Annotated in this window: 17 protein-coding genes and 1 tRNA gene; 11 read left to right on the top strand and 7 right to left on the bottom strand. The window is 68.2% G+C overall.

All coding sequences use genetic code 11. The annotated features are described in order from the left end of the window. Positions 1–7 precede the first annotated feature (7 nt). From F4558_RS24595 to F4558_RS24570, 6 genes are all read left to right on the top strand, one after another. Positions 8–337: a YbaB/EbfC family nucleoid-associated protein gene (locus F4558_RS24595; RefSeq protein WP_053659404.1), complete on the top strand. Its 330-nt coding sequence runs from the start codon at positions 8–10 to the stop codon at positions 335–337. 1 nt (position 338) lies between these two features. Beyond that, positions 339–644, top strand: coding sequence for a hypothetical protein (locus F4558_RS24590; protein WP_053658739.1), 306 nt, complete (start codon positions 339–341; stop codon positions 642–644). Further along, a complete protein-coding gene (locus F4558_RS24585) occupies positions 644–1,324 on the top strand; it encodes a hypothetical protein (protein WP_053659407.1) in 681 nt (226 codons plus the stop codon). Before F4558_RS24590 ends, F4558_RS24585 begins: the two co-directional genes overlap by 1 nt. 110 nt (positions 1,325–1,434) lie before the next feature. Further along, entirely contained in the window at positions 1,435–2,295 is an 861-nt protein-coding gene (locus F4558_RS24580) for a PSP1 domain-containing protein (RefSeq protein WP_053658741.1), read from the top strand. Positions 2,296–2,334: 39 nt separating this feature from the next. Continuing rightward, positions 2,335–2,838 (top strand): AAA family ATPase, encoded by a 504-nt coding sequence (locus F4558_RS24575; protein ID WP_053658743.1) that lies wholly within the window; start codon positions 2,335–2,337, stop codon positions 2,836–2,838. A 221-nt stretch (positions 2,839–3,059) separates the two neighbouring features. Continuing rightward, positions 3,060–3,527 carry a hypothetical protein gene (locus tag F4558_RS24570; protein WP_209273383.1) on the top strand — a complete coding sequence of 156 codons (468 nt, stop codon included), beginning with the start codon at positions 3,060–3,062 and terminating at the stop codon, positions 3,525–3,527. Between the two features lie 38 nt (positions 3,528–3,565). On the opposite strand, the gene F4558_RS24565 is transcribed toward F4558_RS24570, so the two are convergent. Then, positions 3,566–5,326 carry a metallophosphoesterase family protein gene (locus F4558_RS24565; RefSeq protein ID WP_209274651.1) on the bottom strand — a complete coding sequence of 587 codons (1,761 nt, stop codon included), beginning with the start codon at positions 5,324–5,326 and terminating at the stop codon, positions 3,566–3,568. Between the two features lie 134 nt (positions 5,327–5,460). On the opposite strand from F4558_RS24565, the gene F4558_RS24560 reads away from it, so the two are divergent. Further along, positions 5,461–5,534 (top strand) — tRNA-Thr (locus F4558_RS24560). Between the two features lie 55 nt (positions 5,535–5,589). Here F4558_RS24560 and F4558_RS24555 read toward each other — a convergent pair. Beyond that, positions 5,590–5,865: a tyrosine-type recombinase/integrase gene (locus F4558_RS24555; protein ID WP_082377617.1), complete on the bottom strand. Its 276-nt coding sequence runs from the start codon at positions 5,863–5,865 to the stop codon at positions 5,590–5,592. 133 nt (positions 5,866–5,998) lie between these two features. After that, positions 5,999–7,018 (bottom strand): SMP-30/gluconolactonase/LRE family protein, encoded by a 1,020-nt coding sequence (locus F4558_RS24550; protein ID WP_167946118.1) that lies wholly within the window; start codon positions 7,016–7,018, stop codon positions 5,999–6,001. Between the two features lie 310 nt (positions 7,019–7,328). Between F4558_RS24550 and F4558_RS24545 the strand changes: the two genes are divergently transcribed. Continuing rightward, positions 7,329–8,009 carry a TetR/AcrR family transcriptional regulator gene (locus F4558_RS24545; protein ID WP_053658752.1) on the top strand — a complete coding sequence of 227 codons (681 nt, stop codon included), beginning with the start codon at positions 7,329–7,331 and terminating at the stop codon, positions 8,007–8,009. Between the two features lie 38 nt (positions 8,010–8,047). On the opposite strand, the gene F4558_RS24540 is transcribed toward F4558_RS24545, so the two are convergent. From F4558_RS24540 to F4558_RS24525, 4 genes are all read right to left on the bottom strand, one after another. Then, on the bottom strand, positions 8,048–8,275 hold the full coding sequence (locus tag F4558_RS24540; protein ID WP_157552853.1) for a hypothetical protein: 228 nt from the start codon (positions 8,273–8,275) through the stop codon (positions 8,048–8,050). Positions 8,276–8,597: 322 nt separating this feature from the next. Then, positions 8,598–8,891, bottom strand: a complete 294-nt coding sequence (locus F4558_RS24535) for a DUF1330 domain-containing protein (RefSeq protein ID WP_053658755.1) — start codon at positions 8,889–8,891, stop codon at positions 8,598–8,600. A gap of 130 nt (positions 8,892–9,021) precedes the next feature. Then, positions 9,022–9,516, bottom strand: coding sequence for a GNAT family N-acetyltransferase (locus F4558_RS24530; protein WP_053658757.1), 495 nt, complete (start codon positions 9,514–9,516; stop codon positions 9,022–9,024). 51 nt (positions 9,517–9,567) lie between these two features. Beyond that, positions 9,568–10,419, bottom strand: coding sequence for a helix-turn-helix transcriptional regulator (locus F4558_RS24525; RefSeq protein ID WP_053658758.1), 852 nt, complete (start codon positions 10,417–10,419; stop codon positions 9,568–9,570). A gap of 96 nt (positions 10,420–10,515) precedes the next feature. Between F4558_RS24525 and F4558_RS24520 the strand changes: the two genes are divergently transcribed. The 3 genes from F4558_RS24520 (at position 10,516) to F4558_RS24510 (ending at position 12,882) form a co-directional block, all read left to right on the top strand. Further along, complete coding sequence (locus F4558_RS24520; protein ID WP_053658760.1) at positions 10,516–11,238, top strand: SDR family oxidoreductase; 723 nt, start codon at positions 10,516–10,518, stop codon at positions 11,236–11,238. 1 nt (position 11,239) lies between these two features. Further along, entirely contained in the window at positions 11,240–11,671 is a 432-nt protein-coding gene (locus tag F4558_RS24515) for an Atu4866 domain-containing protein (RefSeq protein WP_053658762.1), read from the top strand. Between the two features lie 662 nt (positions 11,672–12,333). After that, on the top strand, positions 12,334–12,882 hold the full coding sequence (locus F4558_RS24510) for a TlpA family protein disulfide reductase (protein ID WP_082377619.1): 549 nt from the start codon (positions 12,334–12,336) through the stop codon (positions 12,880–12,882). Positions 12,883–12,885 lie beyond the last annotated feature (3 nt).

Genomic DNA, 12,885 nt, shown 5'->3' with positions numbered 1-12,885 from the left:
GTCGCCGATGCCGCGGGGGGAGATCGACGAAGCCTGGATCGAGGAGGCGGTGCGACGCTACCGCCGCATCGAATCGCTCCAGGCCGAGTTCGACCAGGCGGTGTCGACCGTCGAGGTCACCGTGCGTTCGCCGGACGGGCTCGTCGAGGTGGTGGTCACCGCCGGCGGCCGGATCACCGACGTCCGGTTCCTCGGGCCGCTGCACTCCCGCAGTCCACGCGACGTGGCCGGCTCCGTGCAAGCAGCGGTCACCGCGGCAGCCGACGCCGCCGAGTGGGCCCGCGAGAAGCTGCACAACGAGACGTTCGCCGCCTACCGACCACTCGCGGGGGCCTGAGATGGAGGCACTGCGCGCGCTCTCCGCCCGGCTGGACGAGGCGAGCGCCACGCTCACCACCCTGTCGCACCGGGTCACCGCCAGCGACCCGGCCCAGGTCGCGTTCGGTACGGACGCCCCGGGCCGACCAGGCGAAATCGGCCGTGCGCTGCACCGGCAGTGGGTCGCCGCCACCGACGACCGTGCTCGCGAGGCACGGGCCGCGGCGCACCGGCTGGCCTCCGCCGCAGCGGCGATCCGCGAGGCCGCCGACCGTTACAGCGACGTCGACAGGGCCGCCCGACGCCGGATCAGCGGGGAGCGGTGATGGACCCGCTGGACAGGCTCGCCGAACCCGGCCTCGACCTGCTGCGCCGTGTCGACGCGTTGCTCGCCGCAGGCGTTCCCGAGGGGCACCGGGTCTGGCCGCTGCTGCGCCGGATGCAGGTGCTGCCGGGCGACGCCGTCCGGGGCTTCCTCGACCTGCACCCCACGCCGCTCGCCAGCGCCGGGCACGCGGTGCGCAGGCTCGTCCGGGGGTACGACGACGTCAGCGCCACGCTCACCGACCCGGTGCTCTGGGCGGGTCCGGCAGCCACGGCGTACGGGCAGGAACGCGCGGCGCTGCTGCACCACCTCGACGACGGGCCGGAGAGCCTGGTCGGGCGACTGGAATCCACGGCCGGGTACGCGGACGCGCTCGCCGACTGGGTGGAGGGCAGCCGGCTCGCACTGGCCCGCACCCTGGCCGACGTGCTGCGCTCCGCCGAGGCGGTCGCCGTGGTCGCCGCCACCGCCGCTGGCCCACCGCGCCGCATCGAGCCCGTCGGGCCGGGTGTGGCCGACGCGGCCGAGATCGCCGCGCGGGTGCTGGCGGTGCTCTCCGTGGCGTACGACGGTGTCGAGACGTTGCTGCGCCAGTGGGCGCCGAGCCTTGCCGAGTCCACCTGGCGGCCGACGGTGAGCGGCCGGCCCCGCTACGACCAGCCCACAAGGGTCGGCTGGTAACCAGCAACCGCCGTTGCGCACTGGACAAGCGGTCGTCGATGCGAGCGCGGCGTAATCGTTCGGCGACAGCCGGCGCGCGGTAGGGCCATGGTCCGTCGTAGGGTGGAGCAATGGGCATGCTCTGCGCGGTCAGCTTCAACCGGTACGGGCGCCTCTACTACCTCGACCCGGGCGAGCTGCGCCCACAGGTGGGCGACAAGGTGCTGGTGCCCACCGACGACGGGCCCGAGGTGGCCGAGTGCGTCTGGGCCGCCCAGTGGGTGACCGAGGAGACTGACGGCTTCCCCCGACTGGTCGGGCTGGCGGGCGACGACGACCTGAGCCGGGACGAGGCGCTGCGTCGGCGTAAGGCCGAGGCCAAGGTGGCCGCGAAGCGGCTGATCCGGGCACATGGCCTGCCCATGAAGGTGGTGGCCGTCGACCACGTGCTCGCCTCCGCCGACGGCGGTGGTGAGCGCAGCACCGTCTACTTCACCGCCCCGCACCGGGTGGACTTCCGCTCCCTGGTCCGCGACCTGGGCGCCACCCTGCACTGCCGGGTCGAGCTGCGCCAACTCAGCGCCCGGGACTCCGCCCGCGTCCAGGGCGGCATCGGCTCGTGTGGGCGCGATCTGTGCTGCGCCACGTTCCTCAACGACTTCGAGCCGGTGACCATCCGGATGGCAAAGGACCAGGACCTGCCGCTGAACCCGCTGCGCATCTCGGGCGCGTGTGGCCGGCTGATGTGCTGTCTCAAGTACGAGCACCCTTTGTACTCCAGATTTCAGGAGTCCGCCCCGGCGATCGGCGCCCGCGTCACCACCCCGGAAGGGGAGGGCCGCGTGGTCGGCCACAGCGTCCCGAGAGACGCGGTGAACGTTCGCCTGGACGCCGACGGCTCGCGCTCCATGTGCTCCCGCGCGGACGTCTGCGGCTCCCGCCGCGCCTACGAAGGCCGTGACCAGTCAGGTCCTGCGGGCGTAACGAAATGATCGAGCAGCCGTCGCGGTGGCAGCTGTTACCATCCCGCGATGGGCGTGCGAAACTATCTGATTGAAGGAGTTTCCTGCACCGGCAAGACTTCAGTATGCAAAGAATTGCGGCGACGCGGCTATCATGCCATCAACGGTGACCGGGAACTGGCTTATCAAGGCGACCCGGAAACCGGTGAGCCGTTGGATGGTCTCGGGCACGAGAATCACATCTGGCGGGTGTACGACGTGAGAGCCCTGGTCGACAAGCATGACGAGCCGGTGACCTTCTTCTGCGGTGGTTCACGGAACTTCCCGAAGTTCATCGACCTGTTCGACGGCGTCTTCGTCCTCGACGTCGACCTGGACACATTGAATCGGCGGCTTGACGGGCGGCCGGAAGAGGAGTGGGGCGGAAGACCGGCGGAACGCGCACTCATCGTGCGATTGCATCGAACGAAGGAAGACGTGCCGAGGAATGGCGTCGTGCTCGACGCCACCGCACCTCTCGCGAGCGTCGTCGATGAAATCCTTCGTCGAGTAATGCTGGCTCCGAGCAAGTGAGAGCACGCTCTGTACCGGCGCTTCCAGTAGGGCGCCCCGGCAGTGGGCAGCCGGGTCACCACACCCGAGGTGATGGTCATTGCGGCCTGGGAAAGCCGCATCCATGATCGTCATTAGAACTGGCATGCGGATGGAAAACTTTTGGAAAGGCTGCGTCGCCATGCTGTTCGGCAGGGGGCGGCTACGGCAGGTAGCTGCCCAGCCGAGCAGGAGGAAATGCGATGTCGGTCAGTCAGGGTGCGTCCGAAAGGTTATCCGGGAGAAGGTCGCAAACGTTATTGAGGCGGCTCGTGGTGGTCGCCGCTGGTGCACTCAGCCTGCTGGTCGCGCTGATCACGCCTGCGCAGGCCGGCACCAGTTGGGTCAGCCACGACGGCGGGGCCAACGTGAAAGTCGTCTGGACTTTCCATGGTAAGCAGATGGTGTCGCTCACCTTCACCGTGGCCGATACCAAATGCAACGCCGCCTCCGCCTGGGGTGACGTGGGGTTGCGAAAAGTGGAAGGGATTTTCACCTCGTACCACGGCCTGTTGAACGACCTCGGGTGCGGCACGACGAAGACGCGCAGCACCGGTCCCTTCTCGACCGGCTTCGACATCCTGAGCCTGCAGATCTGTGCCGATGGCGACGGGTTGGGTAAGAAGACGCCCTCGGCCTGCGGTTCGTGGCATGACAATCCCTATACGTGACAGGTGATCGATGACCCGGTCACCCTTCACTGGCCACGTCAGTGAAGGGTGACCGGGGGTTCGGCCAGGCGTGGGGTCAGCTGCGTCTTCGGGGTCAGCCAGCTCGCTGTGGGGGACTGGTCGGGGTTGACCTGCCAGTCGCGCGCAACCCGGTCCACACCGATCGGATAGATGGTCAGCGTGCCGTCCGGGTCGATGCGCAACCGGAGAAACGACTTGGAGTCCTCGATGCCCTGCCCGGCGAACAGCTCGTTGACGTTCACCCCGAAAGACCCCGCCACCAGCAGGTACGCCGCCACGAGCTGGCTGGACACCAACCCGATCACCGGGCCGTACAGCACCACCGCCGCAACGGCCGGAAGCGGCCACGGCCAGTCGTAGAACGGCAGCGCCAGCCACGCCCAGGTGCCGGCAGCGGCCAGCGCCACGTGCGCCACGCCGTGGCTGACGCCGAGGATCCAGTGCCGTACGTGTCTCTTGCCGCTCGCGTTGGGCGGCTGGGCGAAAAGGACCGCGGCCGCCACAGTGACCAGCACCATCGCCACCAACGGAACGCTGAACAGGCGCTGCCCGGTGGCGTCGGTCCAGTTGGCGGTCGCGCCGGCCATGGCCAGCATCAGCAACGTGTGCAGGGTGCCGAGCAGTGTGGTGAAGCCCGGGTTGCGCAACGGCAGCCGGGCGAAGATGCCCCAGCCGTAGCGGCGGGAACGGGCCGCGTCCGGATAGCGGGCCGCGAGGTCGTACGGCCGAGCGCGGCTGGCTTTTCGCGCCAACGTGTCGCGCGGCGGCACCTCAAGGCGCTCCGGCAGCTTGTGGGTGGGATACAGGTACGCGCCACCGCCGCCACAGGTGATCAGCTGGCGGTCGGTTCCCGTGTAGCGGGCGTAGTGGTGCAGGTCGCCGGAGAGCAGCAGCCGAACCTTCGCCCCGGTCGGGTCGATGATCGTGCGGATGAAGTAGTCGATGGAGTCGTACGCCGTCGGATGGTCGGCGGCCTTGACCCACGTCGGCGCCGGCGCCGCGATGATGACCTTCGACTCCGGGCCGAGTCGCCGGGCCACCTCGTCGAAGTACGCAAGCTGCGGGTCGTCCAGGTACGAGCCGGACTGGTCGTCAACGCCGAGCAGCCACCAGCCGGCAGGCAACTCCACAGCGAAGTACGACCGCGACTGCCCGGTGCCCCAGCCGCCGAAGTTCCGGTCCCGGGAGCGGACGAACAACCGCAGGAAAGCGGTCAGACCGTCGTACCAGTCGTGGTTGCCGGGCACCGCGAACAGCGTCGGCTGCTCCGGCGGCGCCACCGGCAGCGCGGCCTGGTAGGGGCCTTTGCACCGGTTCTCATACTCGGCGTAGGCAGCCGACGGGTACACCTGGTCGCCGCCCATCACCAGGGTCTGCGCGCGGGGCAACCGGTGCCCGTCCACAGTCAGTTCCGGCTGCGCCAGCAGGTACGCCACCGAGTAGGTGGCGTTGAAGCCGTCGCCCAGGTCAGCCACGTAGTCGAGCCACAGACCGCCGTCCGGACCGGCCTGGCGGAAGACACCGTCGCCGAACGCGTTCTGCAACTCACGCTTGTCCAGGTACGCCCCGAACAGCATCGCCAGCAACGTCCGGATACCCGTGCTGATCAGCAGGAACGGGGCCAGCCACGGCACCGGCTTGCGCGGGGTGAAGCCCAATTCCAGCGGGTCCGTGGAGCGCGGCCGGTGGGTGGCCCGCTCGTCGGCGGGTACGGGATCGGGGCGGGCGTCCGTCGGGTCGGGGGTGCGAGGGGTGTGATCGTCGCTCACCCGCCGCAGCCTAATGCCGCTTCCGGTGATCCGCTGTCCGGTAAACGTCCAGATGGCATTCGTTGTCCGGTTAGTGGCAGTGAGCGGGGCGGGGGTATCCCGTGCGGTCCTCGGCCGGCGGTGCCGTACACTTGCTGATCGTTGCCGCCTTAGCTCAGTCGGCTAGAGCGACGCACTCGTAATGCGTAGGTCGACGGTTCGATTCCGTCAGGCGGCTCGGAAAGAAGAAAGGCCCCGTGACCAGGCGAAACGCCACGGTCACGGGGCCTCTCTCATACCTCCCGGAGATCAGCCGTTCGGGCGCTCCGTTGCAGCATCGCGTTGCAGTAGCGCCGCCAGGCTCCATCCATCAGCGCGGACACCGCCCGGTCGACCGCCTCCCGCTTCACCTTCTGCGCCATATCCACATAGATCTGTGTGGTCGTGATCTGCGTGTGCCCGAGGATCTCCTGCACGATCCGAGTGTCGGTGCCAGAGGCGACCATCATGGTGCCGGCGGTGTGCCGGGCGGCGTGCAGCTTCGCGTCAGCGACCCCCGCTCGCCGCAGCGGCGCCTCCCTCGCCGGCTGGGGCCGACCTGATTACGTGCGAAGTCGCACTGTGCGGCGGCAGCGGTTCCGGCACGTGTTCGGGTGGTTCGGCCGGCTACTGCGACCGAACCGCCCTGGTCATGCTCGGGCGTTACGCTGCCCGGTTGTGCGCCCACCTGGATGTCGTATCGACGGTCGTGGCCGGCCACGTTGACAGCCGCAGTTCGAGCAGGGCGGGATGCGGGTCTTTAGCGGCGAAGGCCGAACTGTTGACGTACAGGCGCGTGCGGCCGTGGCGCGGGTCGCTGAGCGCGACCGACGTCGGGTTCTGCAGGCCGGCACTGGCGTGGGTCAGTAGTGTGGTCACCCGTCCGGTGGGGGCCACCCGGACGACGCGGTCGACCGTGTTGAGCGCGGCGTACACGTTGCCTTCCTCGTCGAAGGCGAAGTCGTCGATGGTCCTCAGGTTGCGGTGAACGATCTTGGGCGTGCCCGGGCGGTCATTCGCAACGGGTACGCGGACCAGAGTGCCCCGCGCGGTGTTCGCCACGTAGACCGCGCTGCCGCGAATCTTGAGGCCGTTGGCGCCGGGCATCGGGGCCCCGGCGTACATCTCGCCCGTGGGCTCGAGCAACGGATGTGTGAGCCACGGCTTGCGGACCTCGCGCTGTCCGGGTTCGACGCGCCACACCGAGCCCTGGATGTCGGCCGCGTAGAGAGTGCCCTTCTTGTCGTACGCGATGCTGTTGGGGAGCGCTGTGGACGGCAGGACCACCGAGCGCACCGGTTTGCCGGTGGAGTGGAAGGCGTTCTCGGGCACCGTCCAGATCGCCGCCTCGGCCGGCTCGTCCCTCTTGACCGCCACGTTGAGGGCGCCGGTCCGGGGATCGCGTGCGATGCCCAGGGCGCGGTCTCCCGGAAGTACGACCGACGTACGCCGACCGTCCGGAGTGATCCTGACGACGGAGTGTGCGAACAGCATTGTCAGATAGATCGTGCCGTCCCTGTCCACCAGGATGTTCTCGGGATTCTCGCCTCGCGCGGCGTCGAACGTGGCGACCACCCGGTGCTTACTGTGTGCGGTTCCCGATGACGCCTGCGCCGCAACGGGAAACGCGCTGACGGTCATCACGGCTATCGAGGCCAACGCCGTTGTCTTCGTCCAATCCATCCTTCGCTCCTTTGTTCTCTGCTGCTTCTTGTCTGTCCGGCAGTCCCTCAGATCAGCGACCGCTAGTCGTCGAAATCCGTGCTGCGGTTGACCGGCTCCCAGGCGGTGGCGCCTCCCATGCCCATGGCGCCGCCGGTCACGATCGCCGTCCTGCCTGAAATCCGTCCCGCTTTCGCGCTCCTCTGCTCCTGGTTGACACAGTTTCGAGGGCTCATCCCGTGGCTGCCGGGATGAGGCGGGCGAACCGGAGGGTCCCCTCATGTTCGAGGCTAGCAAGATGAGGGTTGCCTCGACTTGATAGGTTCGTCACATGGAGGCAGCATCGGCATCACCCGCGAGTCCGACCCGCACGCTCCGGCGCGACGCGCAACGGAACCGCGCAGCGCTGCTCGCGGCGGCTGCGGACGCCTTCGCCAGAGAGGGTCTGGAAGCACCGCTGGAGGGCATCGCGAAGGCGGCCGGACTGGCCATCGGCACCCTGTACCGGCACTTCAACACCCGTCTCGACCTGGTTCAAGCGGCCTTCGAGGAGAAGTTCCGCGCCTGGGCCGCCGCGGCAGAGGAGGCGGTCGCCGCGGACGATCCGTGGGTCGGCTTCGTCCGGTATCTCGAGGCGATGTGCGAACTGCAGGCCGACGACCGCGGCATGAACGACCTGGCCTCGATGCGCCTACCCGTGTCCGGCTACATCGAAGAGCAGCTCATGCGCATTCGTGGCCTCGCCCGACAGGCCATGCAACGTGCGCAGGACCAGGGGATGCTGCGGGCCGACCTGACCCCCGAGGACCTGGCCTTCGTCATCTGGTCACACAGCCGTATCGCCGCCGCCACCCGCGACGTACGACCCGACGCGTGGCGTCGCCACCTCTACCTGATGCTCGACGCCTTCCGCGCCGACCGCGCGCACCCACTGCCCGTGCCGCCACTGACCGAGAGTGAGCTATGGAACGCAATGACCAACCTCGGATCCGGCGCCTCCTGCGCCGAATAGACGCCCTCTCCCGCCGGGCCGTCCGGCCACACCGGGCCTCAGTGTCGGCTGTCGCGGCAGTGCAGCCAACCCGCAATGACCGCAGCGGGCAAGGCGAGGAACATGCCGACCAGATGGGCGACCAATGCCCATGAATCTAAGCTGGCCCCGTCCATCCCCTCGTGGTCGATGAAAAATGCCAGGCCGCCACACGGGATAAACAGCACTCCCATCACGACGGCACCCACCAACAGCAGGGCCATCGAACGACGGATAGCGGCCGTCATCAAAACGACCGTCACCGAGGCCGGCACGCCCAGGAGCGCCGGGCCGTCCACCGGCCCCCGACGAGGAGATCCGCTCTTGTAGCCGAGTAGCTACGCCGTCACCGCAGCCTCTTTGTCCTCCACCGCCAGGGTTCAGGCAAAAGGGCGCCTCGCCCGTTCGTTTGTCCACCACGACAGGGGCATTGCCGACCACCGCCTGATGCCAATCATCAGACGCCTTCTGGAGCTAGTGGTGAACGTCAACCTGTCGCCGACACAGGCCGCCGAGCGGCTGGCGGTCTGCCGGCGGTGGAGTCGAACGCCGAGCCGACTGAGCCTCCGGTCAGTCGATGCCTTCGATGATGCGGAAGTCGCGCTCGACGCCGTCGGATAGGGCGACCAGCGCCTCCTGGTAGGCATCACTCTCGTGTGCCGCGATGGCCTGCTCAAAGCTGTCGAACTCGATCAGGACAGTGCGCTCGGCGATTCCGGCGTCGTGTGCGACGATCCGACCGCCACGGGCGAGGAGCCGCCCGCCCCCGGCTTGGACGGCCGGACCGGCCAGCTTGTTGTAGGCAGCCAGCTTCTCAGGGTCTGAAATGGTGTGGTAGGCACTGACCCAGTAGCCCTTGGCCACGGAACCTCCAGTGTTCGGAAGGGCACATCTGGCGATCTGTCAGGCAGATTCCAGTGAGATCACCTTCTCATCATCTCTGAGTTGCTATGCCATCACGTGCCAGTGCGTGCCGCCGCTGGGCGCGGCAACGCTAAGCGGCGAGGCTCTTGATCATGATGTGCTCCCGACGGATGCCGTCGGGCATGTGGCTGCCGAGTTCACCAGTGTCGTGGAAGCCGTTTCGCTGGTAGAGCGCCCAGGCGTGCTTGTTGTCCTCCACAACGCCCAGCCGTAGCGTCCCTGCGCCGACCTGCCGAGCCCACTGCTCGACCGCCTGTACGAGGTGGTCGCCGACACCTCGGCCACGGCCCGCCGGTGCCACGTACATCGAGATCAGCTCGACGACGCCGTCCTGATCTGTCGGCACTCCGCTGGCCATCCCCACGGGCTGCCCGTCGAGCGTCGCCACCATGTTGTACGAACCGGGGATGCCCAGCCGACCGCGCCAGCGGTCCTCGCGGTCGTTGTCGCCCTGCCAGTCCGCCAGTTGGGAACCGAAGGCGTACGGCGCCTCGGTCAGCGCGACGAGCCGTAGCTCCCGCCAGGTCTTCCAGTCGTCCTCGGTGAGCACAACAGTTTTGATCATTGTGGAAGGCTGCCGCAGGTCCGGGAGACCGGGCAATGCGTTTTCGGCGGTCTAGCGCCGTACCGGTGCTGAGGTGGGAAGCTCGGCGGCCACCGTTCCCAGCAGCGCCAATGCCTGCGCCGAGCGGCTGCCGGCCTCGGCCTGGTAGACGATCAGCTGCTGGCCTGCGGCGCCGTCGACGGTGAGGGAGTCGTAGGTGAGGGTCAACTCGCCGACGTCATGATGGTTGAACACCTTCGCCTCGTGGGTCTTTCCCCGTACGTCGTGACGTGCCCACAGGTGGCGGAACTCCGGACTCTTCAAGGACAGCTCCCCGACGAGGTCGGTGAGTCGGGCGTCGTTCAGCAGGTCGCCGGCGGCGGCGCGCAGAGCGCCGAGGCTGGACTGCGCGACGTGCTCCCAGTGGGGATAGAAGGAACGGGCTGCCGGGCTGAGGAAGACGAACCGGACGAGGTTGGGCTCGTCGTCCTCGAACGCCTTGGCGAACAGCGCACGCCCCAACCCGTTACCTGCCAACATGTCCATTCTGCGGTCGACGATCAGTGCGGGGGTGTGCAGCCAGCCGTCCATCAGGCGCAGCAGGCTCGGCCGGACGGTCTCACGGCGCCTCCTGCGGACGGGACCGCGCCTGGTCCTGGTCAGCAGGTGCAGGTGTGCCGTCTCCTCGGGGTCGAGTCCGAGGGTGCGGGCCAGTGCGTCCAGCACCTGGTCGGACGGGTGCTGTTCCCGCCCCTGCTCCAGACGGGTGTAGTAATCGGTGCTGACCCCGGACAGTTGGGCGACTTCCTCCCGCCGCAGACCCGGCGTCCGGCGTCGGCCCGACGAGACGATTCCGACCTCGTCCGGGTTTGTCATTTCACGCCGGGCGCGCAGGAAGTCGCCGAGTGGATTGGTGCCGTCCATGCGCCAAAGATAGCCACGGACGGCCGGCTGCCAGGACGGTCTGCGGGGGTGTGACGCACCCTGGTTGACGGCCGCCGGAGGCCGGAGGGTGGATTCATGGAGTCCACGAAGAAGGTAGTTCTGGTCACCGGTGCGAGCAGCGGGATCGGCGAGGCTGTCGCGCTGCGTCTGGCCGGCGAGGGGCATGACGTGGTTGCGGGCGCTCGGCGGCGGGAACGGCTCGCCGCGCTCGCCGAACGCCACGACAACATCCGGGTACGGCGGCTCGACGTGACAGATCGCGGCGACGTCGCGGCGTTCGTCGACAGCGCGGTCGCCGAGTTCGGGCGGGTCGACGTGATCGTCAACAACGCAGGGCTGATGCCGTTGTCCCGGCTCGACGCCCTGCTTGTCGACGAGTGGGACCGGATGCTGGATGTCAACGTGCGCGGTCTGCTGCACGGCATCGCCGCCGTCCTGCCGGTCTTCCAGCGGCAGGGCAACGGCCATCTGATCACCGTTGCCTCCGTCGGCGCCCACGAGGTGGTGCCGACTTCCGCGGTGTACTCGGCGACGAAGTTCGCGGCATGGGCGATCACCGAGGGTCTGCGTCTGGAGGCTGACCCGAGCCTGCGGGTCACCACGATCACGCCCGGCGTCGTCGAGTCCGAGTTGGCCGAGACGATCAGCGATCCGGTCGCCCGCGAGGCGATGCGGGAATACCGCAAGAACTCGATCTCCCCGGACGCCATCGCGCGGGCGATCTCGTTCGCAGTCGATCAGCCTGCGGACGTCGACGTCAACGAAATCATCATCCGTCCGACCCGGCAGCGAGGCTGACATGTCCAGCGTTGAGCAGCGCAAGGTGTCCGGGGCGGTTGCCAGCATCGTCGCGACGGCGGCGCTCACCGCCTGCGCGACGGAGACATCGTCCACGCCACAACCCGCGCAGGCAACGGCGCGGCCCTCGACCACCGAAACCATCACCCACGGGTACGTCGGGATGTGGGTGACCGCCGACAACCACATCCGGCAGGAGTTGCTGGCCAACGGCCGCTACGACGAGGCACGTGGCCAGCGGGACAGCGCCTACACCGGCCGGTACGAGGTGACCGGCGACCACATCGACTATTGGGATGACACCGGCTTCACCGCCGACGGCCGCTTCGAAGGCGACGTCCTGCACCACGGCGGCTACGTGTTCTACCGCGAGGGCAGCGCGGCCCATCGGCAAGCCGTTGTCACGCGGGGATCCACCGGGTCTTCCTCCTGAGTCCGGAGCGAGCACCACACCGGCGGCGGCGCCGAGGAGGGTGCCAGTGACCGTGGCGGCGAGATATCCGTCCGGCGCGGACGGTGCGATGCTCAGCCTCGACCCGTACTCCCGGTGGGTGAGCGTGACCGTCAGCCCTTCCCGCTCGGCCCGCCAGCCGTCGCAGAGGTCGCCCGGTACGCGATGGCTGCCCTGCCACCGCACCAGCCCTCCCGCAGCCCCGGCGGTGGCTACGGCGACGAGCGCGGGCGCGGGCGCGCGAGTGAGCTGCCGGTCGGCGGAAGCCTTCTGGCATACGGATGGAAAAACCTTGGCAAGACCGCGCTGCCAGTCTGGGTTGGCAGAAAGCGGCTGCGGTCCCCAATCGGGATCCGTTGCGCCGCTTTCTCACAACAAATCGGGGAGGTGAAACATGATTCGAATGATCGAGAACATCGGATACCGGGCGCTGTCGCGCTTCGTGCCGTCCGCCTCGGCTGCCGCCTGGGACTGCAAGTGTGAGGCCTACTCACGGTGGGCCTTCAGGAACGGCTACTGCGTCTGTTCCGGCGACTGCCGGACCGTCACGTGCGTTAGCGGCCCTAAGTAGCCATCAGGCCGGTGGTGGGCCCCGCGCCCACCACCGGCTTGAGCCCAGTGCTCATCCCCGATCGGAAGCAGTCATGCTGACCTCGTTACTTATCACGGTCTTGATATTGAGTGTTATCTCCCTGTTCAACCTCGTTCTCGGGATGGGCATCATTCGGCGCCTGCGGGAGCACACCGAAATTCTGGCGGGCTCCGGGAGTCAGGAGGGTCTGACGCAGCCGGGACACCGCATCGACGACGTCGCGGTGGCAACCCTCGGCGGCGGGACCTTCGCCCGGGACAGCCTGGCCGGCCCCACGCTTGTGGCGTTCTTCATGCCGGGCTGCGCAGGCTGCAAGATCGCCCTTCCGGAATTCATTCGTGAGGTCGGCCAGGGCCGGTACGCCGGACACCGGGTCATCGGCGTGGTCAACGGCTCCGGCGAGGAGGCGGACGCGTTGCGCGACCAGCTCGCCGCACTCGTGGACACCGTGGTTCCGACGGCCACCCGAGACGTCATCAAGGCGTTCGACAGCTCGGTGTACCCGGCCTTCTACGTGATCGACGAAACCGGGACGATCCGACAGAGCAGTACGAAACTGGCGGAGATCGACCTTCCTGTTCCGGCCGTGGCCGGGAACTGATCT

The sequence above is a fragment of the Micromonospora profundi genome, from assembly GCF_011927785.1.
Classification (GTDB): domain Bacteria; phylum Actinomycetota; class Actinomycetes; order Mycobacteriales; family Micromonosporaceae; genus Micromonospora; species Micromonospora profundi.
Note: the sequence above shows the minus strand (reverse complement) of the source record. Positions and strands in the feature narration are given on the sequence as shown.